The following is a 23098-nucleotide window of genomic DNA, read 5'->3' as shown; positions in this document are numbered from 1 at the left end:
CCGCTCTATCCGGGGGTTGCCGGGATGGCTGAGGAGCCGTTCGGTACAGGCAGGTCAAGCTCGCGCTGACCGCGGTAGCGAACAGATCATCGCCGCACACATGAATTTAGCTCAAGGGCATACGCGGGGCCGCGAACCAGAGCGTTCGGGCCGCCGGTACTGGAGAAAGAAAGCATGAGCAACTGGTTAGTAGACAAACTGATCCCTTCGATCATGCGTTCCGAGGTGAAGAAAAGCTCGGTGCCTGAAGGTCTGTGGCACAAGTGCCCATCCTGCGAGGCGGTGCTGTATCGTCCGGAGCTGGAAAAGACCCTGGACGTTTGCCCCAAGTGCAACCATCACATGCGCATCGGCGCTCGCGCCCGCATCGACATTTTCCTCGACGCTGAAGGCCGTGCCGAACTGGGTGCCGACCTGGAGCCGGTAGACCGTCTGAAGTTTCGCGACGGCAAGAAGTACAAGGATCGCCTGACCGCGGCCCAGAAGCAGACCGGTGAAAAGGACGCGCTGATTTCCATGAGCGGTACCCTGCTGGGGATGCCGGTGGTGGTATCGGCGTTCGAATTCTCCTTCATGGGCGGTTCCATGGGCGCCATCGTCGGCGAGCGTTTTGTGCGTGCTGCCAACTACGCGCTGGAAAAGCGTTGCCCGATGGTCTGCTTCTCCGCTTCCGGTGGTGCTCGGATGCAGGAAGCGCTGATCTCACTGATGCAAATGGCCAAGACCTCCGCGGTGCTGGCGCGTCTGCGTGAAGAAGGGCTGCCATTCATTTCCGTGCTGACCGACCCGGTCTACGGTGGCGTTTCCGCCAGTCTGGCGATGCTGGGTGACGTGATTGTCGCCGAGCCCAAGGCCCTGGTCGGTTTCGCCGGCCCGCGCGTGATCGAGCAGACCGTGCGTGAAAAACTGCCGGAAGGTTTCCAGCGCAGCGAGTTCCTGCTGGAGCATGGCGCCATCGACATGATTATCCCGCGTCAGGAGCTGCGTCCGCGCCTGGGCAACCTGCTGGCTCAGCTGATGGGCCTGCCGACGCCTGAGTTCGTGGCTGCGCCCGTCGAAGCGATCGTGGTGCCACCGGTGCCTGCAAATATATGACCGAACGTACCCTTGGCGACTGGCTTGCCTACCTTGAGCAGTTGCATCCGTCAGCCATCGACATGGGGCTGGAGCGCTCGCAAGAAGTAGCGTCCCGCATGGGATTGGGCAGGCTGGCGCCTCGGGTCATCACGGTGACCGGTACCAACGGCAAGGGTTCTACCTGTGCGTTCGTGGCGTCCTTGCTGCGAGCCCAGGGGCTGAAGGTCGGTGTCTACAATTCTCCCCATCTGTTGCGCTACAACGAGCGCGTGCAGATCGATGGCGTCGAAGCCAGCGATGCCTCGCTGTGCGAGGCCTTTGTCGCGGTCGAGGCCGGGCGCGGTGAAATTTCCCTGACCTATTTCGAGATGGGCACTTTGGCGGCCTTCTGGCTGTTCCAGCGCGCCGGTCTCGATGCGGTGGTGCTGGAAGTCGGCCTGGGCGGGCGCCTGGATGCGGTCAACCTGGTGGATGCCGATCTGGCGCTGGTCACCAGTATCGGCGTCGACCATGCCGATTACCTGGGCGACACCCGTGAATCCGTGGCCTTCGAGAAGGCCGGCATTTTCCGCCAGGGCGCGCCTGCGCTCTGTGGTGACCTGAATCCCCCTCAACCCCTGCTGGATAAGGCGCGTGAGCTGAGCTGCCCGTTCTTCCTGCGCGGTCGTGATTTCGACCTGGGGATTACCGAGGCGAACTGGCAGTGGCGTGGTCTCGATGCGCAGGGCAATGCCGTCGAGTTGCGGGATCTGCCGCTGCTCGATCTGCCCATGGAGAACGCTGCGCTGGCCTTGCAGGCCTATTTGCTGCTGGGGCTGCCTTGGCAGGCCGAGCGCATCGCCGAAGCCTTGCGGCAGACGCGAGTGGTCGGGCGCCTGGATCGCCGTCAGCTCGAATGGCAGGGCAAGCGCCTGAACCTGTTGCTGGATGTCGGGCACAATCCCCATGCGGCGGAGTATCTGGCTGAACGCCTGATGCGTCGACCTGTGGCGGGCAAGCGCCTGGCGGTATTCGGCCTGTTGGCGGACAAGGATCTGGAGGGCGTGGTTGCCCGTCTGGATGCCTGTGTCGAGCATTGGGCGGTGGCGCCGCTGGATTCTGCCCGCGCGCGTCCCGTTGCGGATTTGCAGGCGGCACTGGAGAACCTTGGGGCTTCGGTAACGTCTCACGAGAGTGTCGCCGCTGCCTTGGAAGGGCAGTGTGCGCAGGCTACGGCCGAAGACGAGATTCTGCTGTTCGGATCTTTTTATTGTGTTGCCGAGGCGCTCGAGTGGCTCGCTCGGCGCTCCACGGAGGAAGCTGCACATGGCTATGCTGGATAACGTCTACAAGCAGCGAATGGTTGGGGCCCTGGTTCTGGTGGCGTTGGCGGTGATTTTCCTGCCGATGCTGTTTTCCCGCGAAGATGAGCAGCGGCATGTCAATGTCGAGGCGCCGGCAGCACCTCAGGCCCCCGCGGTAACCCAGATCCAGGTCGAGCCTGTGGCGGTGCCCGAGCCACAGGCGTTGCCACAAGAGCCGGTACCCACCGATGAAGAGGTGGCCCAGCAGGCCGCGCCTTCGATGCCGATTGCTCCAAGTGCCCCTGTTTCAGCTCCAGCCCCGACTCCGGCGCCGCCGCCAGTCGCTGCGAGCAAGCCAGTGGCTCCACCGCCTGCACCCGCGCCCAAGCCGGCTCCGGCCCAGCCGATTGCCGCGGCGCCAGCCAAGCCCGATGCGACCCCAAGCCGTGTCGATGCGAATGGCCTGTCGGTCAGTTGGTCGGTGCAACTGGCCAGCCTGTCCAGTCGGGAAAGTGCTGAAAACCTGCAGAAAACCTTGCGCAGCCAGGGTTACAACGCCTATATCCGTTCCGCCGATGGCAAGAACCGGGTATTCGTCGGTCCGTTGATCGAGCGGGCCGAGGCAGACCGCCTGCGCGATTTGCTGAGCCGTCAGCAGAACCTCAAGGGTTTTGTCGTGCGCTTCCAGCCTGAACGCGGTTAAGGCTATCGCCTTGATTTGCAAAGCACAGTGAATCGCAGCTTACCGACGGCCATGCGCTCTGTTAAAATGCGCCGCCTTATCCGTCTGTAGGCTGCACTGTGCCATTTACCTGGGTTGACTGGGCGATCGTTGCAATCATCGCCATCTCCGCTTTGATCAGTTTGAGCCGCGGCTTCGTCAAAGAAGCGCTGTCGCTGCTTACCTGGATCGTCGCAGGAGTCGTTGCCTGGATGTTTGGTGGCTCTCTGTCCGAATACCTCGGCGGATACATCGAGACTCCCTCTGCTCGCGTGATCGCGGGCTGTGCCATCATGTTTGTCGCCACTTTAATCGTGGGCGCAATGATCAATTATCTTATCGGCGAATTGGTTCGCGTCACCGGGCTATCCGGGACCGATCGATTCCTGGGCATGGCCTTCGGCGCGGCGCGTGGCGCGTTGCTGGTGGTCGTGGCAGTCGGGCTATTGAGCCTGGGGCCGGTACAACAGGATTCCTGGTGGCAGCAGTCGCGACTGGTGCCACAATTTCTATTGGTTGCAGACTGGTCAAAAAACCTCATATTGGGGTGGAGCAGTCAGTGGCTGGCCAGCGGTATCAGCGTACCCGCTGAAATACCGTTCAAGGAACAACTCTTACCGGCCAAAACGCCTCAGTAAGATGTGTTCAGTTCAGTTTCATTAAGTAGGGGTTGCGTCGCATGTGTGGCATCGTCGGTATCGTCGGTAAGTCGAACGTCAATCAGGCGCTGTATGACGCGCTAACCGTCCTCCAGCACCGCGGCCAGGACGCTGCCGGTATCGTGACCAGCCATGATGGCCGGTTATTCCTGCGCAAGGACAACGGCCTGGTCCGTGACGTTTTCCATCAACGGCACATGCAGCGCCTGGTCGGTCACATGGGTATTGGCCATGTGCGTTATCCGACCGCTGGCAGCTCGACTTCGGCCGAAGCTCAACCGTTTTACGTCAACTCGCCTTACGGCATTACTTTGGCGCATAACGGTAACCTGACCAACGTTGAACAGCTGGCCAAGGAGATCTACGAATCTGACTTGCGCCACGTCAACACCAATTCCGATTCGGAAGTCCTGCTCAACGTCTTCGCTCACGAGCTGGCCCAGCGCGGCAAGCTGCAACCGACCGAAGAAGACGTGTTCGCCGCCGTGACCGACGTGCACAACCGTTGTGTTGGCGGTTATGCGGTAGTGGCTATGGTCACTGGTTATGGCATCGTCGGTTTCCGCGACCCTCACGGTATTCGCCCGATCGTTTTCGGTCAGCGTCACACCGACGAAGGCGTCGAGTACATGATCGCCTCCGAAAGCGTGTCCCTGGATGTGCTGGGTTTCACCCTGATCCGCGACCTGGCGCCGGGCGAAGCGGTCTACATCACTGAAGACGGCAAGCTGCACACCCGCCAGTGCGCGACCAATCCGAAACTGACTCCATGCATCTTCGAACACGTCTACCTGGCGCGTCCGGACTCGATCATCGACGGTGTGTCGGTGTACAAGGCACGCCTGCGCATGGGTGAGAAGCTGGCCGAGAAGATCCTGCGCGAGCGTCCGGATCACGATATCGACGTGGTCATCCCGATTCCGGATACCAGCCGCACCGCAGCGCTGGAGCTGGCGAACCACCTGGGCGTCAAGTTCCGCGAAGGCTTCGTGAAGAACCGCTACATCGGCCGGACCTTCATCATGCCGGGCCAGGCTGCGCGGAAAAAATCCGTGCGCCAGAAACTCAATGCCATCGAGCTGGAATTCCGTGGCAAGAACGTGATGCTGGTGGATGACTCGATCGTTCGCGGCACCACCTGCAAGCAGATCATCCAGATGGCCCGTGAAGCCGGTGCGAAGAACGTCTACTTCTGCTCCGCGGCGCCTGCCGTGCGTTTCCCGAACGTATACGGCATCGACATGCCGAGCGCTCACGAGCTGATCGCCCACAATCGTTCGACTCAGGATGTGGCCGATCTGATCGGCGCCGACTGGCTGATCTACCAGGATCTGCCTGACCTGATCGAAGCGGTCGGTGGCGGCAAGATCAAGATCGAGAGCTTCGACTGCGCGGTATTCGATGGCAAGTATGTCACCGGCGACGTCGACGAGGCCTACCTGAACAAGATCGAAAACGCACGTAACGATGCCTCCAAGGCCAAGACCCAGGCGGTCAGTGCGATCATCGATCTGTACAACAACTGATTTAGAGCACTAAAGACATAAGGAGTAGGCGGCATGAGTCAGGATTGGGATGCCGGTCGGCTGGACAGCGACCTTGATGGCGTAGCTTTCGATACCCTGGCCGTGCGCGCCGGCCAACACCGTACCCCGGAAGGGGAGCACGGTGATCCGATGTTCTTCACCTCCAGCTACGTGTTCCGTACGGCCGCCGATGCGGCCGCGCGGTTTGCCGGCGAGGTGCCGGGCAATGTCTATTCCCGCTACACCAACCCGACCGTGCGAGCGTTCGAAGAGCGCATCGCCGCCCTGGAGGGCGCCGAGCAGGCCGTGGCCACGGCCACCGGCATGGCGGCCATTCTCTCGGTGGTCATGAGTTTGTGCAGCGCGGGCGATCATGTATTGGTTTCGCGCAGTGTGTTTGGTTCGACCATCAGCCTGTTCGAAAAGTATTTCAAACGCTTCGGTATCGAGGTCGATTACGTGCCCCTGGCGGACTTGTCCGGCTGGGATGCGGCAATCAAGGCCAATACCAAGTTGCTGTTCGTTGAGTCGCCGTCCAACCCGCTCGCCGAGCTGGTGGATATCGCTGCGCTGTCCGAAGTGGCTCACGCCAAGGGCGCGATGCTGGTGGTCGACAACTGTTTCTGCACCCCGGCACTGCAGCAGCCGCTGAAGCTGGGCGCGGACGTGGTGGTGCACTCGGCAACCAAGTTCATCGACGGCCAGGGTCGTTGCATGGGCGGTGTGGTGGCTGGCCGCAGCGAACAAATGAAAGAAGTGGTGGGTTTCCTGCGTACCGCGGGGCCGACCCTGAGTCCGTTCAACGCCTGGATCTTCCTCAAGGGCCTCGAAACCCTCAACCTGCGTATGCGCGCCCATTGTGCCAACGCCCAGGCCCTGGCCGAATGGCTGGAGCAGCAGGACGGCATCGAGAAAGTGCACTACGCCGGTCTGCCAAGCCATCCGCAATACGAGCTGGCCAAGCGTCAGCAGCGTGGTTTCGGTGCGGTGGTGAGCTTCGAGGTCAAGGGTGGCAAGGAAGGGGCCTGGCGTTTTATCGACGCCACTCGCCTGATCTCCATTACCGCCAACCTGGGCGATAGCAAGACCACCATCACTCACCCGAGCACCACCTCTCACGGCCGTCTGGCGCCGCAAGAGCGTGAAGCGGCGGGCATTCGTGACAGCCTGATTCGTATCGCTGTCGGCCTTGAGGATGTGGTGGACCTGCAAGCCGATCTGGCGCGCGGCTTGGCAGCCTTGTGATCGAGTTGTCCGAACAGCAGAGCATTGCCAACGGCCGCGTCGCGCTGGTGACTGGCGCGGCACGCGGTATCGGCCTGGGCATTGCCGCCTGGCTGATCAGCGAGGGCTGGCAGGTGGTGTTGACCGATCTGGACCGCGTGCGCGGCTCCCAGGTGGCCAAGGTCCTGGGTGACAGCGCCTGGTTCATTGGCATGGATGTGGCGGATGAAGCGCAGGTCGCGCTGGGGGTCGCCGAAGTGCTGGGGCAGTTCGGGCGCCTCGATGCGCTGGTGTGCAATGCGGCGGTCGCCGATCCACGCAACATCACCCTGGAAAGCCTCGACCTGGCTTACTGGAATCGGGTACTGGCGGTGAACCTCAGCGGTCCGATGCTCCTGGCCAAGCATTGTGCGCCGTATTTGCGCGCTCATGGCGGAGCCATCGTCAACCTGGCATCTACCCGCGCCCGGCAGTCGGAACCCGACACTGAAGCCTATGCGGCGAGCAAGGGCGGCCTGCTGGCCTTGACCCATGCATTAGCCATGAGTCTGGGGCCGGAGATTCGGGTCAATGCGGTCAGTCCTGGCTGGATCGATGCGCGGGATCCGGCGGCGCGTCGGGCCGAACCTTTGAGCGATGCCGATCATGCCCAGCATCCGGCAGGCAGGGTAGGGACGGTCGAAGATGTGGCGGCGATGGTGGCGTGGCTGTTGTCGAAGAACTCCGGTTTTGTCACTGGCCAGGAGTTCGTGGTCGACGGCGGCATGAGCAAGAAAATGATTTATCGCGATTGATGGCATGTGAAGGGCGCAGCGAGCGCGGCTTGAGGTCGCCGGCGTTGTTGATCCCTTCTGCAGGCATTGTCGTGATTTTGTCTTTTTCAGAAAAACTTCAAGCAGGGTATTGACTTAGCATCGGTATCTGCGTAAATTTCGCGGCCTCAACGAAGCAAAGGGTGATTAGCTCAGCCGGGAGAGCATCTGCCTTACAAGCAGAGGGTCGGCGGTTCGATCCCGTCATCACCCACCACTTCTTGAGTGTCTTTCGAAAGAAAGGCGGAGGCTTCCACGGAAGCGTCCAACCGACGCGCAGCGGTAGTTCAGTCGGTTAGAATACCGGCCTGTCACGCCGGGGGTCGCGGGTTCGAGTCCCGTCCGCTGCGCCATATTTTCCAGATCAGGGATTCCTGCTCTGAGATTGAAAAGCCTCGAAGCTTTCCAGTCAGACGATTTAAACGGTTCACATGGACGCAAGTCCAAGCGATACGCAGCGGTAGTTCAGTCGGTTAGAATACCGGCCTGTCACGCCGGGGGTCGCGGGTTCGAGTCCCGTCCGCTGCGCCATATCTACTTGAGGGGGCACTGAACGCCCTCAGGTGACGAAGGAGCCATAGGCTCTTCGGATCGATAGCAAAGACCCTGGTCGAAAGACCAGGTTTTTTTGTTTTCGGAATCCGCTTTTTCTGTGCCGTTCAGGCAGTCGATATTTCCCCTCTGCAAAGCTCAAAAAAAACCGCCTTATGGGCGGTTTTTTATCTGGAGAGGGGCAGGGTTATCAGAACCCCAGCTTGTCCCGCAGGCTGTAATACCAGGCGCCCATTGCAGTGAATGGAGTGCGCAACAGCTGGCCGCCAGGGAAGGGGTAGTGCGGTAGCTCGGCAAAGGCGTCAAAACGCTCTGCCTGGCCGCGCAGGGCCTCTGCCAGTACCTTGCCCGCCAAGTGGGTGTAGGTGACGCCATGGCCACTGCAGCCCTGGGAGTAGTAGATGTTGTCGCCTAGGCGTCCGACTTGCGGCAGGCGCGACAGGGTCAGCAGGAAGTTGCCGGTCCAGGCGTAGTCGATCTTCACATCCTTGAGTTGCGGGAAGGCCTTGAGCATCTTCGGTCGGATGATGGCTTCGATATTTGCCGGGTCGCGAGCGCCGTACACCACGCCGCCGCCAAAGATAAGGCGCTTGTCGGCAGAAAGGCGGTAGTAATCCAGCAGATAGTTGCAGTCCTCGACACAGTAGTCCTGGGGGAGAAGACTTTTTGCCAGCTCATCGCCCAATGGTTCGGTGGTGATGACCTGGGTGCCGCATGGCATCGATTTGGCGGCCAGTTCCGGCACCAGGTTGCCCAGGTAGGCGTTGCCCGCGACTATGACGAACTTGGCCCTGACTTTGCCTTGTGGGGTATGTATCACCGGATTGGCGCCGCGTTCGATGCGCACTGCAGGGGATTGCTCGTAGATAACACCGCCCAGGGACTCCACGGCCGCCGCTTCACCCAGTGCAAGATTGAGTGGATGGATATGCCCGCCGCTCATGTCGAGCATGCCGCCCTGATACAGGTCACAGGCGACGACTTCGCGAATGCGACGCTGATCCAGCAATTCCAGTTGGGTGTGGCCGTAGCGCTCCCACAGGCGCTTTTGCGACTCCAGGTGGCCCATCTGCTTGCTGGTGATGGCGGCGAACACTCCGCCATCCTTCAAGTCGCACTGGATTTGATACTTGGCGACCCGCTCACGAATGATCCTGCCGCCTTCGAAGGCCATCTGGCCAAGCAATTGAGCCTGCTTGGGGCCGACACTGCGTTCAATCACATCAATGTCGCGGCTATAGCTGTTGACGATCTGCCCACCGTTACGCCCGGAAGCGCCGAAGCCAACCCTGGCCGCTTCCAGGACGGTGACTTTAAAACCGTTCTCAAGCAGGAACAGGGCGCTGGAGAGGCCGGTGTAGCCGGCACCGATCACGCAGACATCGGTTTCCACATCATCTTGCAGCAGCGGGCGGGCTGGAGCAGCGTTGGCTGACGCTGCGTAATACGACTGTGGGTAAGGAGTGTTCGCCATCCTGCAACCTCTGTTTAATATTCTTGACGATTGCGTGGATCCTACCTGAGTTGAAAAACGCCTACCAGCCATCGAAAAATCTTCTTGGCAGACTCAAAAAATAAAAATTCGCATATTCAGAGGGTTAGCTGCAAAAAAGGTGTTGACACCCCTCCGGAATTCCGTAGAATGCCGCCTCACAGCAGGCACGTAGCTCAGTTGGTTAGAGCACCACCTTGACATGGTGGGGGTCGTTGGTTCGAGTCCAATCGCGCCTACCAAACAAAATCCGCTCTGCTGGGCGGTCTGAAAGGGCTCACCGAAAGGTGGGCCCTTTTTTGTTGCCTGCGGTTTTCAAAGCCTTTGCAAAACCCTCCCACTCAAAAGGCCAAATCGGCACCCGTCTCCAGGTACGCGAACTCTTTTTTGGTGCGCCTCTCCTGATAGTGTCCTGTCATCTTCTCGTCGGCATGGCCATCAGGGGCTGGATATATTCCTGTGGGAATTTCTGCTGTTCGTACAGCAATGCTCCTCAGGCATGAATCTCATGAAGAGCAGGGTGCTCACCGGCTGGAATGTGGTCATACGTATGTGCGGCATCCCTGTTCTGCTGACCACCACGGTCAAGTGCGTCGGCGTGGAGACCGCTGGTCTTAAGAGAAGAATCTAATACTTTAGGAATCGTCCTACATTCTAAAATTGTCCTAGCTGATAGAACTTTCCCTCTGATATTTATGAGGGAATGGAACGTGTTGAGATTGTTGGGTTGGATGTTGCTGTGTTCACAGCTGTTTACATTCGTGCATGCCGCGCCCGGTAGCAATTACTTCAATATCCCTGATTGGTCGGGTGACCAGGAGTCATGCCCTTCACCACGAGATATCAAGGGCGAGATGGGGGTTTTTAGCGCGCCAGCCAAGAGTGAGGGTGCTGAATGGGTAGGTGTGTTGGTTGATGGTGTCATGGAAGCCGTTACCAACTTCGAGAAAAGCTATTTTGTACTGACTCACCAAGGTGTCGATAAAGTTGGCTTTATAAATAACTGTATCTACGTGACCTCCGGGGGTAGATATTTGAACATGCATCTTGATCTCGGCAGCAATTACAAGCAGGTCATGTGGATTGGGAACTCGTTGTCATGGAAAGAGTCCCGAGACTTCTCCTCATCCACGATCCTGGAATGCACTGATACCTATAGAGATGCATGCAGTTTTTACTTGAGGTAAATGTCTCTGTTTGTATGGGTAGGCTTTGCCGTTCTTCGAGTCGCCGACATGCTTGCTCCCTCCAGGCAATGCCGTTGTCTTCTTGGCATCCTTAATGCTTACGTATTTCATGACATTTTTGTGACACTTTTAAGTCGATTGCGGTCTGTATGTACGTTCCCTGTGCAATGCGGGCAGGGCGTGGTCGGGTAGGGTGCAGGTATGAAGAGCAGAGCGACGGTTATTTGTGCACACGGAGGGCACATTCTTTTTGTTCGCAAGGATCGCTCCAAATGGTCTTTACCGGGTGGCAAGGTCGAGCCTGGGGAGTCTCTCGCCGCTGCCGCGCTACGTGAGTTGCGGGAAGAGACAGGGTTGGATGCCAGTGAGCCTCTTTACATCCTGGAGTTCGAAGCCGGCAATGTGCGGCATCACGTGTTCGAGGTGGCCGTGACCAATGCCGGGGATGCCCGTCCCTTGAATGAAATTGCGGCCGTCGCCTGGCATGCCTATGGGGCTGCCAGCGAGCTGGATGCAACGGCCGCCACCAAAAGTATTGTGAGTTCGTTTTTACGCCGCCTTTAACCGAGGTGTTATCGATTCATGAAGAAGCCCGCCTTGTGCGGGCTTTTGCTTTTGCAGCCAGTGGGCGAAATGATTGGCGAGCAGTTTTCTCGCGGCCGAGTGCCAATCGCTTGCCATGTGAGTGGTACAGTCGCGTTTTCACGGCGAGGTAGCATGATGCGGGTGTTGATGGCGGTAATGATCGCGGCGTTGCTGGCGGGGTGTGCCGGCTCGGTGATGAATGAGGCGCGTTCGAAGAGCCCCTACAAGGTGCTCTCGTCGGCCAAGGCGGAGCAGGTCGTGGCGCAGTGCGTGCAGTTTGCCTGGCAGGACGAAGCTGTGTTCGGTGTGGATGCGTCGGCCTACCTGGAGTCTGCCAAGGTGGGTGGATACACGGTCTATACCCGTTCGGCGGAGTCCTTTGCCGATATTCGGGGGCAGGCTTCGGGTACCACTGTCAGTTATTACGCGACCCAGGACAATTGGGTTGCCAAGCGTAGACTGGCAGCATTGGCGACCTGCCTGTAATTCCTTTCTGAGCATTATCCAGTAAGCAGATCATGAACCCGGCTTTTGTCGGGTTTATGCTTTCTTGGGGATATTCATTGCTTGTCCTGAACGGTTAGTTAACACAAAGCTAGTTGTTCTCTTATTTAATTGTGTAAGTTATTTGCCTTTCTCTCTGTAGGTTTGCGCTGTAATTATTTTCTGATGTCCCGCCTTTGTTGAGGTGCGACAATTGGCTCGGAGCTCTGTGTGTGGGAGTCAGTAGACAAAACACTGATTTGGACTAGCTTAAAAGTTCTCCTCAAGAAGGAGTTTTATTTGATCAATGGAGTGAAGCATCATGAATAAACCATTAGTTCAACTGAAACACGGGCGTGTCGTGTCCCCCTCCAGTCGTGGCGCTGTCGCCGTCGAGCTGGGGCTGCTCGGCACCTGGCAGGTCAACGAGATGGAAGGTGGCAAAAACTTCCCGGACCTGGTGGGTGGACCTTTCCAGAAACCATACGAGAGCGATGTCGCCAGCGTTGTGCCACCGGCTGATGGGCATATCCTCAGCGGCGGCAAGACCGACGAGCGTGACTGCCTCAACTTCACCAATGAAGAAATGTCGAAGAAGCTTGGCCGTGCGTTCTCCTGGCCGTTGCTCAACGTCGACCCGGGGCAGGTGTTCCAGGTCAAGTGGGAGTACACCGCCCCTCATGTGACCCGCGGTTACAGCTGGTTCATCACCAAGGATGGCTGGGATCCGAAACAGCGTATCAGCCGTGCACAACTGGAGCCGCAGGCTTTCTTCAAGGACTTCTACACACAAGTTCCGTATGACCAGCATGGCGATGAAATGAAAGCCAAGGTCGAACATCAAGTGACCCTGCCCAGGAGCAAGAGAGGCCATCACGTGATTGTGCTGGCGTGGATTGTCGCCAACACCGGCAATGCGTTCTATCAGGCATTCGACGTCGACTTCAAATAACAGCAGAAGTTGTCACTCTCTTTAAATGGTTCTGAAGGATTAGAACGTGAACAAGATCAACTTTGCATCGGTAAAGACTCAGCTGAATGATTCGGCATCGTTGATGCCGTCGATCGCTGGCAAGAAGATTCTCATGGGTTTCTGGCACAACTGGCCGGCAGGCCCCAGTGACGGTTACCAGCAGGGGCAGTTCGCCAATCTCGACCTGGTGGATGTACCCAAGGAATACAACGTGGTGGCCGTGGCCTTCATGAAAGGCAACGGCATTCCCACCTTCAAGCCCTACAACCTGTCGGATGAGGAGTTCCGGCGCCAGGTTGGCGTGCTCAACAGCCAGGGGCGTGCGGTGTTGATTTCCCTTGGCGGTGCGGATGCTCATATCGAGTTGCACAAGGGCAACGAGCAAGCGCTGGCCAACGAAATCATTCGTCTGGTGGAGGTCTATGGTTTCGACGGGCTGGACATCGACCTGGAACAGAGCGCCATCGATTTTGCCGACAACAAGACTGTGCTGCCGGCGGCGCTCAAGCTGGTGAAGGATCACTACGCAGGTGAGGGCAAGCATTTCATCATCAGCATGGCGCCAGAGTTTCCCTACCTCGTCACCGGCGGCAAGTATGTCGGTTACATCCAGGCGCTGGATGGCTACTACGATTTCATCGCGCCGCAGTACTACAACCAGGGCGGCGACGGTCTGTGGGTCCAGGAAGCCAACGGCGGGAAGGGGGTCTGGATAGCCCAGAATGACGACGCGCTGAAGGAAGACTTTCTGTTTTATCTGACCGAGAGCCTGGTCACCGGTACGCGTGGCTATATCGCCATCCCTGCCGACAAGTTCGTGATCGGTCTGCCGGCCAACGTCGACGCAGCGGCGAGCGGGTATGTCATTGACCCCGCGGCGGTGAGCAACGCCTTCAAGCGTCTGGATCGTGCCGGCTTGTCGATCAAGGGGCTGATGACCTGGTCGGTCAACTGGGATAACGGCATCAACAGGTACGGCGTCCGTTACAACTGGGAGTTCCGTGATCGTTATGCGCCGCTGATCCATGGCGGCAGCGGCGAGGAGCGACCTTCGGCGCCGGGCAACCTGGTTTCTCCGGCACAGACGGAGAACAGCGTGACCTTGAGCTGGAGTGCTGCCCACGGGGTTCGTCCGATCGAGTTCTACACCCTGTTCCGCGATGGCAAGCCGGTGGCCCAGACGGCCTCGCTGACCCTGAAGGACGAAGGTCTGAAAACCGATACGCTGTACAGCTACTTTGTCAGCGCCACGGATACCCAGGGTAATCAGTCGCTGCCGAGCACTAACCTGAGTATCAAGACTGCCGGCGGGGTACCTGACCCGCAATATCCGGAATGGCAACTGAATCATCACTATCGCAAAGATGACGGTGTGACCTACCAGGGCAATCTGTATCTGTGCTTCCAGGAGCACACCTCGAATGCCGGCTGGACCCCGGATGTCGCCTTTACCCTTTGGGCCAAGGTGGCGATTCAGCGGCGTGCGTGAACGGTGGAGGAAGCGGTACAAAGGCGCCCCATGACGGGCGCCTTTTTGTTGTACGTAGAGCAGGGCAAAGCTGCGGGTTATGAACTAATACTCACAGGCTGTTTTTTGTCATCCGTCAATGGAGAGTGGAGCGATGCTCATGCACTGGTTTCTCGCGGCTGTACACCTGTTGGCCTTTGCTGTCGCCTTTGCGGCGGTGCTCAATCGTGGTACGGCGTTGCGTCGCGTGGTCACCGAGGGGGCGGACGTGCGCCGGGCTCTGCTGGCCGATAACGGCTGGGGGCTGGCTGCCGCGGTGTTGTTGATCACCGGTTTACTGCGGGCTTTTGCCGGCTACGAAAAAGGTACGGATTACTACCTGCACCAGCCGCTGTTTCACATCAAGATGACCTTGTTCATCATCATCCTGTTGCTCGAAATATTGCCGATGGTGACGTTGATCAAATGGCGAATCGCCCTCGGGCGCGGCACCTCGATCGATACCGGCCGCGCCACGCTGTTTGCGCGCATCAGCCATCTGCAGGCGCTGTTGATCGTGCTGCTGGTGGTGGCGGCCAGCGGCATGGCGCGTGGGGTCATGTTCAGCCAGCCATGAGGTGAGGAAGGAGCAGCGAGTCGAGTGTGCTTTGGCTCGATGTGGGTTGTTGTACATCACCGAGCGCCGCGCGCTAGCAGAGTTGGCTGAAAGCCTTGCTGATGGTGGCCCGGTTGGTTTTGAACTCGGCCTGCTGCACAGGAATGATGCCGAACTCGTCGCTGACGATGGCCAGCGCACGGTGCAGGTAGTCGACGTTGGCCTGGGAGCGGAAGGTGAATATTCCGCGTTTGACTTCGTAGAGCCCCTCCGTCGAGCAGGCGGCAATGGTGCGCATTGCATTCAGGTCGTTGGTGATCAGAAGGTAAGCGAACTCTTGCATTGACCGCTCCTTGTTCGTAAAGCGTCTGCCGGTGGCAAGGGGGAGCCTCGGCAGGCTCGCGGAGGCGGTAGGTCTTGAAATTACTCCTCCTGCTCGTTGCCACGCTACTGAGTATTTATACAAAAACGAGGGAGGGCTTTCTCCCGGCCGAGTCGTATCGACAGATTGCCGGGATGGAGCGCTATCGGTGGAGGGCTTGGGTAACGCACTTTGCCAGGGCTGGCGCTGGCGGCCTGAACTGCGCCGCTGCCATTTGAAGAGGGGAGTGTGCTGCGGGGGAATCAATCAACGACGACGCTGCGCCAGCCATTGTGATGAGACAAAGGGCTGGCCGCTCATGACGCTCAAGGTGTTTCGCGTTTGTCCGGGGCGGTGAGGCCGGCTTGGATCCGTTGGTAGATTTCTTCGCGATGGACTGCGACGTCTTTCGGGGCATTGATGCCAATCCGGACTTGCTGGCCGCTCACGCCCAGAATGGTGATCGTGATGTCGTCACCGATATTTATGCTTTCACCGACTTTGCGGGTGAGTATCAGCATGATCTTCTCCTTGATTGCTTTGTAGGGCACCTGATTCAGACAGTGCAGATGTCGGTAGTAGTGCGTATAGATTACTGCGAAGTACCACTGTGTGGGTGCCTCTTTCTGACGCGCAGACGCGGTATTAATTCCCGAGCTGCAACTATACAGAGGCGATAAATATCATTCTCCTTGTTTTGCGCTGATTTTGTGGCGTTTGCGCAGGGGATTGGGGTGCTAAAATCGCCGCCTCAGACTTTCAAGGGGTAGGTTGTGCGCACAGTAGCGATGATGATGGCGGTCCTGGCATTGGCGGGATGCGGTGAGGGCAAGAAGGTCGAGGTCGACAAGAAGGTGGCGCCGGTCGTCCAGGCACAGCCGCCGCAGGCCGCCACGAAACCGCAATGGGATGTGCTGGTCGCCGGCACCCTGCCTCAGGCGACGAGCGATCTGGCTGGCTGGCTGATCGAGCACGGGATCGTTTCCTATGTCGTCGTCGAAGAGGGCAAGGATCGGGTGCTGATCGGCCCGTTCGATTCCCAGGCCGAAGCCGAAGCCAAGAAAACCGAGCTGGTCGAAAAGCTGACCAAGGCCAAGAAGCGCAATATCGAACCGCAAGTGATCGAGCACCGCGTCGCGCAGTAAGCCGTTCTTCTGAGTGCCAGGCCAGGTCGTCGCAGCGACGTTGAGCGACCGGCCTGGTCGGCGCTCAGTCATCTTGAAGGGGCTGTCCATGCCCCAGGTGTTTATCGGTAATCCGGACGGAATCAGCCGCAGGCCTTCAGGTTGACCGGGCCGACGAACTCGTTGCCGCGCCCCATCACACAGGCCACGCTCTGATTGCGCTGGCGCTCCCAGGGTTGTACCGGATAGGTCTTGTTCCAGGCTTCGTACAACTGGCGATCCTGTTTCGACAGGCGCAGGTTGTACTGCTTGCTCATATAAAAGTAGGTCCTGGCGATCATGCCGCGAATGGACGGGCGCGGCATGACCTTCTTGGCCTTGAAGTCGACCTGGGTCAGGCATGAGCCGTACTGGCCGGACTGCGCCGGCAGCCACCCGAAGCTGAAGTTGTTACGGTCGCCGTTGACCTCGCCGATGCTCGGCACCAGGTTGTGCAGGTCGGCTTCGGCGCGTTGATAGATCGGGTCGTGGCGGGTGCAGTTCTTGCGCCCGCCTTGCTGCCAGCATTGGCGCTGATGGCCGATCTGCCAGGCAGGAACTATGTGTTCCCACTCGATGCGCGCGGCGCGGTTGGCATTCTTGCGTGGTACGTAACCGCAGGCGGCGAGGTTGACCCGATTGCCGCTGTACTTGCAGCCGCAGTAGAACTCGGTGGATTGCGGGGCGTACAGCTTCCAGGCGATTTTCTTCGCTTCGTTGAAGGTGCGGGGTGCATCGGCGTGGGCATTCAGGGCAACACAAAACAGCAGTACAGCAAAACAGCGGACACTCATCGACTCAGTCTTCCTTCGGCACGACCCAGAAAATCTGCACACCGCCGTCATCGCGATAGGCGAGGGTGACGTTGTCGTTTTCGGCGATTTCTTCGAGCAGGCGCTCCCACTCGTCGACCACCTCGTCGGGCTGACGGAAGATCAGGGCGGCTTTGGCTTTTTGCGCGTTGGGCGAATTGATGATTTTCTGAACGCGCAAACCGAGGCGTTCATAAGAGCTTGGTGGGGTAGTTGCTGCGGCGGGCACGGAACATTCCTTATTAAGCTGTATGCGCGTACAGTATTTTACTGTAGGAAATTTCGCAACCGCTTAAAATTCAAGAAGTTCTTCTGACAGCGATATCCGCGGATTACTGCAAAACGATTGAGTTTTTTATCGGCGGGAAAGGAAGAGAGCCGGCCAACTGGGGCGGAGCGCTCACCCGGGGCGGGCGAGTGCGGGGTAGAGCAGTGCCCGACCTGAGCAGGTCGGGCGGGTCAATCAGTATTCCCAGAACATCCGCTGCAGTTCCTTGCTGTCCTGGGTCTTGGTCAGGGCGACCATGGCCAGGATGCGGGCTTTCTGCGGGTTCAGGTCGTTGGCCACGACCCAGTCGTATTTGTCGTCAGGCTGTTCCGCGTTGCGCAGTACGAAGCCGCCGGCATTGACGTGGGACGAACGAATGATTTGCACGCCATTCTTGCGCAGCTCTTGCAGGGCAGGCACTACGCGGGAAGACACCGAGCCATTGCCGGTACCGGCGTGGATGATGGCTTTGGCGCCGGACTGGGCCAGGGCCTTGTAGGCGGTGTCGCTGACGTTGCCATAGCCATAGGCGATTTCTACGTCAGGCAGGCTCTTGATGGTCTTGATATCGAATTCCGAACCCGAGGTGTGACGCTTGGCCGGCAGGCGGAACCAGTAGGACTTGCCTTCCACCACCATGCCCAGCGGGCCCCATGGGCTCTTGAAGGCTTCGGTCTTGATATTGATCATTTTACTGACGTCGCGACCCGACTGGATCTCGTCGTTCATGGTGACCAGCACGCCCTTGCCATGGGCTTCCTTGCTACCGGCCACGGCGACGGCGTTGTACAGGTTGAGCATGCCGTCGGCGGACATGGCGGTACCCGGACGCATGGAGCCGACCACTACGATGGGCTTGTCGGTCTTTTCCACCAGGTTCAGGAAGTACGCGGTTTCTTCCAGGGTATCGGTGCCGTGGGTGATGACGATGCCATCGACGTCCTTGCTGTCGGCCAGCTCGGCGACACGACGGCCCAGTTGCAGCAGGTTTTCGTTGGTGATGCTTTCAGAGGCGATCTGCATGACCTGTTCGCCGCGCACATTGGCGACCTGGCTCAGCTCGGGGATCCCGGCGATCAACTGCTCGATGCCGACTTTGGCGGCCTGATAGGTGGCGCTGTTGGCGGCACTGGCGCCGGCGCCGGCAATGGTGCCGCCGGTAGCGAGCACGACCACGTTGGCCAGCTTCTGTTGGGTTTCGACTTCCTTGGCCTGCAATGCAGTCGGAAGGAGCAAGAGGAGGGCCAAGGCGCCCGGAACAAGGGTGTTGAAAGCAGATTTCATTATTTTCTCTCTAGTAGTGAGACGGTGCTGGTGCAGGTTCATCTAGATACACCCGAGACAGATCTGAATGCCGCGGGCGAAAAGGAAGAGCAGGATCTGTACCAGCCGGACTGTGGTCGCAAAACTCTTTTAACTTAATGATTTATATCAATTTATTTTTATTTACCGGATGCACGGGACGTTTTGCTGTCCGGTTTTCCGAATAGTCGGAAGATTCGCGTTCGGTTGTCCGACAGTTCTGATTGGCATGAGGAAAACCCTGAATTAAAGAGCTGGTCCTTGCAGCCGATGCCCTTCAAGGATCGTTTCTTTATGGAGCTCACATGTCTATTTCTGTCGGTTTCCCTGCTGCCGGGGCCATCACCATCAACGGTAAATCGCCGGCCACTATCGATGCTCTGAGCCAGGGCGCCGCCGATAACGCTGCACAAGCCCTGGGGCTGGACGAAGACGGCAAGCTGCGGGTGGCGTCCGGTGCCGAAGCCGAGAAGGCCGAGACTCAAGAGTCCGAAGGGGACAATCAGAGTCTGGTGGTAAAAATGCTGCTCAAGCGCATGAAAGAACTGCAGGCGCAATTGCAGGAGCAACAGCAGCAGTTGGCCGCCGCCCAGGCGGCGAGCTACCCGACCCCGGAAGCCAAGGCGACTGTGGTGATGGCGATTCAAGGCCAGCTCGCCGATACCAGCGGTGCGTTGCAGGAAGTGGTGGGGAACCTGGTCAAGGAGTTGAGCAAGGACTCTTCGTCGGGCGCGGGCGGGCTGGTCAGCACCACCGCATGATTGCGTGTTGTTTTGGCGGGGCGCCTGTCCTGGCGTTCCGCGGTGCTCATGGGCGCTGGCTTTCCCGTTGACAAATCCCGGCAGGGTTCGCATAGTTCGTTCTACGCAAACGTTTGCGCAGGCCCTGGGCGAATAAGAGTCACACCCGCCTCAGGTTCGCTTCAAGCCGCGTTCATCGGGGCCTGAAGGTCGTCGAGCGTACTCCAGCGCAAGCGTTGCTCACAATAATCATAAGATCGGAGTGAACCCATGAAGCTGCCATTCGCTGGACGTCTTCTCGCTGTCGCTGTTCTGGCTGCCGCATCCGCTACGCTTCCTCTCTCTTCGGCATTCGCCGAGACCCCGGAAAAACCCAAGGTCGCCCTGGTCATGAAATCCCTGGCCAACGAATTCTTCCTCACTATGGAAGACGGCGCCAAGGCGTATCAAAAAGACCATGCCGCCGATTTCGACCTGGTCTCCAACGGCATCAAGGATGAAACCGACACCGCCAATCAGATCCGTATCGTCGAGCAGATGATCGTTTCCAAGGTCAACGCGCTGGTGATCGCCCCGGCGGATTCCAAGGCCATGGTGCCGGTGATCAAGAAGGCGGTGGACGCCGGTATCACCGTGATCAACATCGACAACCAGCTGGACCCGGCGGTACTCAAGAGCAAAAACATCAGCGTGCCTTTTGTCGGCCCCGACAACCGCAAGGGAGCGCGCCTGGTGGGCGAGTACCTGGCCAAGGACCTGAAGGCCGGTGACGAAGTCGGCATCATCGAAGGCGTGTCGACCACCACCAATGCCCAGCAGCGCACCGCAGGCTTCAAGGATGCAATGGAGGCCGCGCAGATCAAGGTGGTCTCGCTGCAATCCGGTGACTGGGAAATCGACGCCGGCAACCGTGTCGCCGCCGCCATGCTCAGCGAATACCCGAACCTCAAGGCGCTGCTGGCCGGTAACGACAGCATGGCCGTCGGTGCTGTTTCGGCGGTGCGTGCGGCGGGCAAGGCCGGCAAGGTCAAGGTGGTCGGCTACGACAACATCAATGCCATCAAGCCGATGCTCAAGGACGGTCGCGTGCTGGCGACCGCCGACCAGTTCGCCGCCAAGCAGGCAGTCTTCGGTATCGAGACAGCCCTGAAGATTCTCAAGGGCGAGAAGGTGGACGGCGGCGCCAATGGCGTGATCGAAACTCCGGTTGAGCTGGTCACCCAGTAATCGTTCTGGCGGCGCAACGGCGCCCGCCTGAACAGGCGGGCGCATGGAGAGTTTCTTATGTCAGTTTCCGCTGTGAACGCTGTCCTTTCGGTCAGCGGTATCGGCAAGACCTACGCGCAACCGGTATTGACCGGCATCGACCTGACGCTGATGCGCGGGGAGGTGCTGGCGCTGACCGGGGAAAACGGCGCAGGCAAAAGCACCCTGTCGAAAATCATCGGTGGCCTGGTGACCCCGACCACCGGAGAGATGCGTTTCAACGGTCAGGCTTACCGTCCCGGCAGTCGCACCCAGGCCGAGGAGCTGGGTATCCGCATGGTCATGCAGGAGCTCAACCTGTTGCCGACCCTGTCGGTGGCCGAGAACCTGTTCCTCGATAACCTGCCCAGCCGCGGCGGTTGGATCAATCGCAAACAGTTGCGCAAGGCGGCGATCGAAGCCATGGCTCAGGTCGGCCTGGAAGCGATTGATCCCGATACCCTGGTCGGCGAACTGGGGATCGGCCACCAGCAGATGGTGGAGATCGCGCGCAACCTGATCGGCGACTGCCATGTGCTGATCCTCGACGAGCCGACCGCGATGCTCACGGCCCGCGAAGTCGAGTTGCTCTTCGAGCAGATCACCCGTCTACAGGCCCGTGGCGTAGCCATCATCTACATCTCCCATCGCCTGGAAGAACTGGCCCGGGTCGCCCAGCGCATTGCGGTGCTGCGTGACGGTTGCCTGGTTTGCGTCGAGCCGATGGCCAATTACAACAGCGAGCAACTGGTCAACCTGATGGTGGGGCGCGAGCTGGGCGAGCACATCGATCTCGGTCCGCGCAAGATTGGTGCGCCGGCCCTGACGGTCAGCGGCCTGAGTCGTTCCGACAAGGTACTGGACGTGTCTTTCGAGGTGCGCAGCGGCGAGATCTTCGGTATTTCCGGGTTGATCGGGGCCGGGCGCACCGAGCTGTTGCGCCTGATCTTCGGTGCCGACAAGGCTGACAGCGGCACGGTTGCCCTGGGTTCTCCGGCGCAGGTGGCGAATATCCGTTCGCCGGTCGACGCGGTGGCCCACGGCATTGCCCTGATCACCGAGGATCGCAAGGGTGAAGGCCTGCTGCTGACGCAATCCATCAGCGCCAATATCGCCCTGGGCAACATGCCGGAAATCTCCCGTGGCGGCCTGGTCAATGGCCGTGACGAATCGGCGCTGGCGCAGCGGCAGATCGATGCCATGCGCATTCGCAGTTCGGGGCCGGCGCAACGGGTGTCCGAACTGTCCGGCGGCAATCAGCAGAAGGTGGTCATCGGTCGCTGGCTGGAGCGCGATTGCGCGGTGCTGCTGTTCGACGAGCCGACCCGCGGCATCGATGTCGGCGCCAAGTTCGACATCTACGGCCTGCTCGGCGAACTGACTCGCCAGGGTAAGGCGCTGGTGGTGGTTTCCAGTGACTTGCGGGAGCTGATGCTGATCTGCGATCGCATTGGCGTGCTGTCCGCCGGGCGCCTGATCGATACCTTCGAGCGCGACAGCTGGACCCAGGATGAACTGCTTGCCGCCGCTTTCGCCGGCTATCAAAAACGTGATGCGTTGCTCAACGAAGCGGCGCCTAGGGACCTCCCATGAAAACTGCATCTTCGGCCGGCAAATGTGGCGGCAACTACTACGGCCTGGGCACCTACCTGGGGCTGGCCGGTGCCTTGCTGGCCATGATTGCGCTGTTCTCGACGCTGAGCAGCCACTTTCTTTCCTACGACACCTTCAGCACCCTGGCCAACCAGATCCCGGACCTGATGGTGCTGGCGGTGGGCATGACCTTTGTCCTGATCATCGGCGGTATCGACCTGTCCGTGGGCTCGGTGCTGGCCCTGGCGGCCTCCACCGTCAGCGTGGCGATTCTCGGCTGGGGCTGGAGTGTCATCCCGGCGGCACTGCTGGGCATGGGCTGCGCGGCATTGGCCGGGACTATCACCGGCTCGATCACCGTGGCCTGGCGTATTCCTTCGTTCATCGTCTCCCTCGGCGTGCTGGAAATGGCCCGCGGCGTGGCTTACCAGATGACCGGCTCGCGCACTGCCTATATCGGTGATGCCTTCGCCTGGTTGTCGAACCCGATCGCCTTTGGCATCTCGCCGTCCTTCATCATCGCCTTGCTGATCATCTTCATCGCCCAGGCGGTGTTGACGCGCACGGTGTTCGGCCGTTACCTGATCGGCATCGGCACCAACGAGGAAGCGGTGCGCCTGGCCGGCATCAATCCCAAGCCCTACAAGATCCTGGTGTTCAGCCTGATGGGACTGCTGGCGGGCATCGCCGCGCTGTTCCAGATTTCCCGCCTGGAGGCCGCGGACCCGAATGCCGGCTCCGGCCTGGAGCTGCAAGTGATCGCGGCCGTGGTGATCGGCGGTACCAGCCTGATGGGCGGACGCGGATCGGTGATCAGCACCTTTTTCGGGGTGTTGATTATCTCGGTGCTGGCCGCGGGGCTGGCGCAGATCGGCGCGACCGAGCCGACCAAACGTATCATCACCGGCGCGGTCATCGTGATTGCGGTGGTGCTGGATACTTATCGCAGCCAGCGCGCAAGCCGGCGGAGCTGAGTC

The 23098-nt window shown here is 59.4% G+C and carries 24 protein-coding genes and 4 tRNA genes; 22 read left to right on the top strand and 6 right to left on the bottom strand.

Features of this window, described 5'->3' with window-relative positions:
* Nucleotides 1-174: 174 nt before the first annotated feature.
* The 10 genes from accD (at nucleotide 175) to PVZ78_RS15770 (ending at nucleotide 7833) form a co-directional block, all read left to right on the top strand.
* Entirely contained in the window at nucleotides 175-1095 is a 921-nt protein-coding gene (gene accD / locus PVZ78_RS15815) for an acetyl-CoA carboxylase, carboxyltransferase subunit beta (protein ID WP_007921980.1), read from the top strand.
* Entirely contained in the window at nucleotides 1092-2399 is a 1308-nt protein-coding gene (folC, locus tag PVZ78_RS15810; RefSeq protein WP_273828933.1) for a bifunctional tetrahydrofolate synthase/dihydrofolate synthase, read from the top strand. The genes accD and folC overlap by 4 nt, the downstream gene beginning before the upstream one ends.
* Nucleotides 2383-3063: an SPOR domain-containing protein gene (locus PVZ78_RS15805; protein WP_009048106.1), complete on the top strand. Its 681-nt coding sequence runs from the start codon at nucleotides 2383-2385 to the stop codon at nucleotides 3061-3063. The genes folC and PVZ78_RS15805 overlap by 17 nt, the downstream gene beginning before the upstream one ends.
* Before the next feature lie 98 nt (nucleotides 3064-3161).
* Nucleotides 3162-3719 (top strand): CvpA family protein, encoded by a 558-nt coding sequence (locus tag PVZ78_RS15800; protein ID WP_009048107.1) that lies wholly within the window; start codon nucleotides 3162-3164, stop codon nucleotides 3717-3719.
* Between the two features lie 41 nt (nucleotides 3720-3760).
* On the top strand, nucleotides 3761-5266 hold the full coding sequence (gene purF, locus PVZ78_RS15795; protein ID WP_009048108.1) for an amidophosphoribosyltransferase: 1506 nt from the start codon (nucleotides 3761-3763) through the stop codon (nucleotides 5264-5266).
* Between the two features lie 33 nt (nucleotides 5267-5299).
* Nucleotides 5300-6511 carry an O-succinylhomoserine sulfhydrylase gene (locus tag PVZ78_RS15790; RefSeq protein ID WP_009048109.1) on the top strand — a complete coding sequence of 404 codons (1212 nt, stop codon included), beginning with the start codon at nucleotides 5300-5302 and terminating at the stop codon, nucleotides 6509-6511.
* A gap of 5 nt (nucleotides 6512-6516) precedes the next feature.
* The gene (locus PVZ78_RS15785) at nucleotides 6517-7284 is read left to right on the top strand and encodes an SDR family oxidoreductase (RefSeq protein WP_219733791.1); all 768 of its coding nucleotides are present in this window, start codon (nucleotides 6517-6519) and stop codon (nucleotides 7282-7284) included.
* Between the two features lie 159 nt (nucleotides 7285-7443).
* Nucleotides 7444-7519: transfer RNA gene (locus PVZ78_RS15780), tRNA-Val, on the top strand.
* Between the two features lie 59 nt (nucleotides 7520-7578).
* Nucleotides 7579-7655: transfer RNA gene (locus PVZ78_RS15775), tRNA-Asp, on the top strand.
* Between the two features lie 101 nt (nucleotides 7656-7756).
* Nucleotides 7757-7833, top strand: a tRNA-Asp gene (locus PVZ78_RS15770).
* A gap of 211 nt (nucleotides 7834-8044) precedes the next feature.
* Here PVZ78_RS15770 and PVZ78_RS15765 read toward each other — a convergent pair.
* A complete protein-coding gene (locus PVZ78_RS15765; RefSeq protein WP_081362176.1) occupies nucleotides 8045-9328 on the bottom strand; it encodes an NAD(P)/FAD-dependent oxidoreductase in 1284 nt (427 codons plus the stop codon).
* A gap of 183 nt (nucleotides 9329-9511) precedes the next feature.
* Here PVZ78_RS15765 and PVZ78_RS15760 point away from each other — a divergent pair.
* The 7 genes from PVZ78_RS15760 (at nucleotide 9512) to PVZ78_RS15730 (ending at nucleotide 14658) form a co-directional block, all read left to right on the top strand.
* A tRNA-Val gene (locus PVZ78_RS15760) sits at nucleotides 9512-9588 on the top strand.
* Nucleotides 9589-10056: 468 nt separating this feature from the next.
* Nucleotides 10057-10533, top strand: a complete 477-nt coding sequence (locus PVZ78_RS15755; RefSeq protein WP_169751701.1) for a DUF3757 domain-containing protein — start codon at nucleotides 10057-10059, stop codon at nucleotides 10531-10533.
* Nucleotides 10534-10734: 201 nt separating this feature from the next.
* Nucleotides 10735-11097: an NUDIX hydrolase gene (locus tag PVZ78_RS15750; protein WP_009048112.1), complete on the top strand. Its 363-nt coding sequence runs from the start codon at nucleotides 10735-10737 to the stop codon at nucleotides 11095-11097.
* A gap of 156 nt (nucleotides 11098-11253) precedes the next feature.
* Nucleotides 11254-11604 carry a hypothetical protein gene (locus PVZ78_RS15745; RefSeq protein WP_009048113.1) on the top strand — a complete coding sequence of 117 codons (351 nt, stop codon included), beginning with the start codon at nucleotides 11254-11256 and terminating at the stop codon, nucleotides 11602-11604.
* A gap of 319 nt (nucleotides 11605-11923) precedes the next feature.
* Complete coding sequence (locus PVZ78_RS15740) at nucleotides 11924-12553, top strand: lytic polysaccharide monooxygenase auxiliary activity family 9 protein (protein ID WP_009048114.1); 630 nt, start codon at nucleotides 11924-11926, stop codon at nucleotides 12551-12553.
* Between the two features lie 46 nt (nucleotides 12554-12599).
* Nucleotides 12600-14063 carry a carbohydrate-binding protein gene (locus PVZ78_RS15735; RefSeq protein WP_016704902.1) on the top strand — a complete coding sequence of 488 codons (1464 nt, stop codon included), beginning with the start codon at nucleotides 12600-12602 and terminating at the stop codon, nucleotides 14061-14063.
* Between the two features lie 133 nt (nucleotides 14064-14196).
* Nucleotides 14197-14658 (top strand): DUF2214 family protein, encoded by a 462-nt coding sequence (locus PVZ78_RS15730; protein WP_009048116.1) that lies wholly within the window; start codon nucleotides 14197-14199, stop codon nucleotides 14656-14658.
* A 73-nt stretch (nucleotides 14659-14731) separates the two neighbouring features.
* Here PVZ78_RS15730 and PVZ78_RS15725 read toward each other — a convergent pair whose 3' ends face one another.
* The gene (locus PVZ78_RS15725) at nucleotides 14732-14980 is read right to left on the bottom strand and encodes a hypothetical protein (RefSeq protein ID WP_009048117.1); all 249 of its coding nucleotides are present in this window, start codon (nucleotides 14978-14980) and stop codon (nucleotides 14732-14734) included.
* 344 nt (nucleotides 14981-15324) lie between these two features.
* A complete protein-coding gene (gene csrA / locus PVZ78_RS15720; protein ID WP_007920550.1) occupies nucleotides 15325-15519 on the bottom strand; it encodes a carbon storage regulator CsrA in 195 nt (64 codons plus the stop codon).
* Nucleotides 15520-15786: 267 nt separating this feature from the next.
* On the opposite strand from csrA, the gene PVZ78_RS15715 reads away from it, so the two are divergent.
* A complete protein-coding gene (locus tag PVZ78_RS15715) occupies nucleotides 15787-16143 on the top strand; it encodes an SPOR domain-containing protein (RefSeq protein WP_009048118.1) in 357 nt (118 codons plus the stop codon).
* A 122-nt stretch (nucleotides 16144-16265) separates the two neighbouring features.
* Here the strand turns inward: PVZ78_RS15715 and PVZ78_RS15710 are convergent, their stop codons facing one another.
* The 3 genes from PVZ78_RS15710 to PVZ78_RS15700 all read right to left on the bottom strand — a co-directional run bounded on the left by PVZ78_RS15710 (nucleotide 16266) and on the right by PVZ78_RS15700 (nucleotide 18525).
* Nucleotides 16266-16955, bottom strand: a complete 690-nt coding sequence (locus tag PVZ78_RS15710; protein WP_009048119.1) for an endonuclease — start codon at nucleotides 16953-16955, stop codon at nucleotides 16266-16268.
* Between the two features lie 4 nt (nucleotides 16956-16959).
* Nucleotides 16960-17202, bottom strand: coding sequence for a DUF1654 domain-containing protein (locus PVZ78_RS15705; protein ID WP_009048120.1), 243 nt, complete (start codon nucleotides 17200-17202; stop codon nucleotides 16960-16962).
* A gap of 234 nt (nucleotides 17203-17436) precedes the next feature.
* Complete coding sequence (locus PVZ78_RS15700; protein WP_009048121.1) at nucleotides 17437-18525, bottom strand: asparaginase; 1089 nt, start codon at nucleotides 18523-18525, stop codon at nucleotides 17437-17439.
* Between the two features lie 323 nt (nucleotides 18526-18848).
* Here PVZ78_RS15700 and PVZ78_RS15695 point away from each other — a divergent pair, with 323 nt between their 5' ends.
* From PVZ78_RS15695 to PVZ78_RS15680, 4 genes are all read left to right on the top strand, one after another.
* Nucleotides 18849-19304: a hypothetical protein gene (locus PVZ78_RS15695; protein ID WP_009048122.1), complete on the top strand. Its 456-nt coding sequence runs from the start codon at nucleotides 18849-18851 to the stop codon at nucleotides 19302-19304.
* 249 nt (nucleotides 19305-19553) lie between these two features.
* A complete protein-coding gene (locus tag PVZ78_RS15690) occupies nucleotides 19554-20510 on the top strand; it encodes a sugar ABC transporter substrate-binding protein (protein WP_009043052.1) in 957 nt (318 codons plus the stop codon).
* A gap of 57 nt (nucleotides 20511-20567) precedes the next feature.
* A complete protein-coding gene (locus PVZ78_RS15685) occupies nucleotides 20568-22121 on the top strand; it encodes a sugar ABC transporter ATP-binding protein (RefSeq protein ID WP_124314847.1) in 1554 nt (517 codons plus the stop codon).
* Entirely contained in the window at nucleotides 22118-23095 is a 978-nt protein-coding gene (locus tag PVZ78_RS15680) for an ABC transporter permease (RefSeq protein WP_273828932.1), read from the top strand. Before PVZ78_RS15685 ends, PVZ78_RS15680 begins: the two co-directional genes overlap by 4 nt.
* Nucleotides 23096-23098 lie beyond the last annotated feature (3 nt).

It is taken from the genome of Pseudomonas sp. SBT1-2 (genome assembly GCF_028640875.1).
Taxonomy (GTDB): Bacteria; Pseudomonadota; Gammaproteobacteria; order Pseudomonadales; family Pseudomonadaceae; genus Aquipseudomonas; species Aquipseudomonas chlororaphis_I.
Note: the sequence above shows the minus strand (reverse complement) of the source record. Positions and strands in the feature narration are given on the sequence as shown.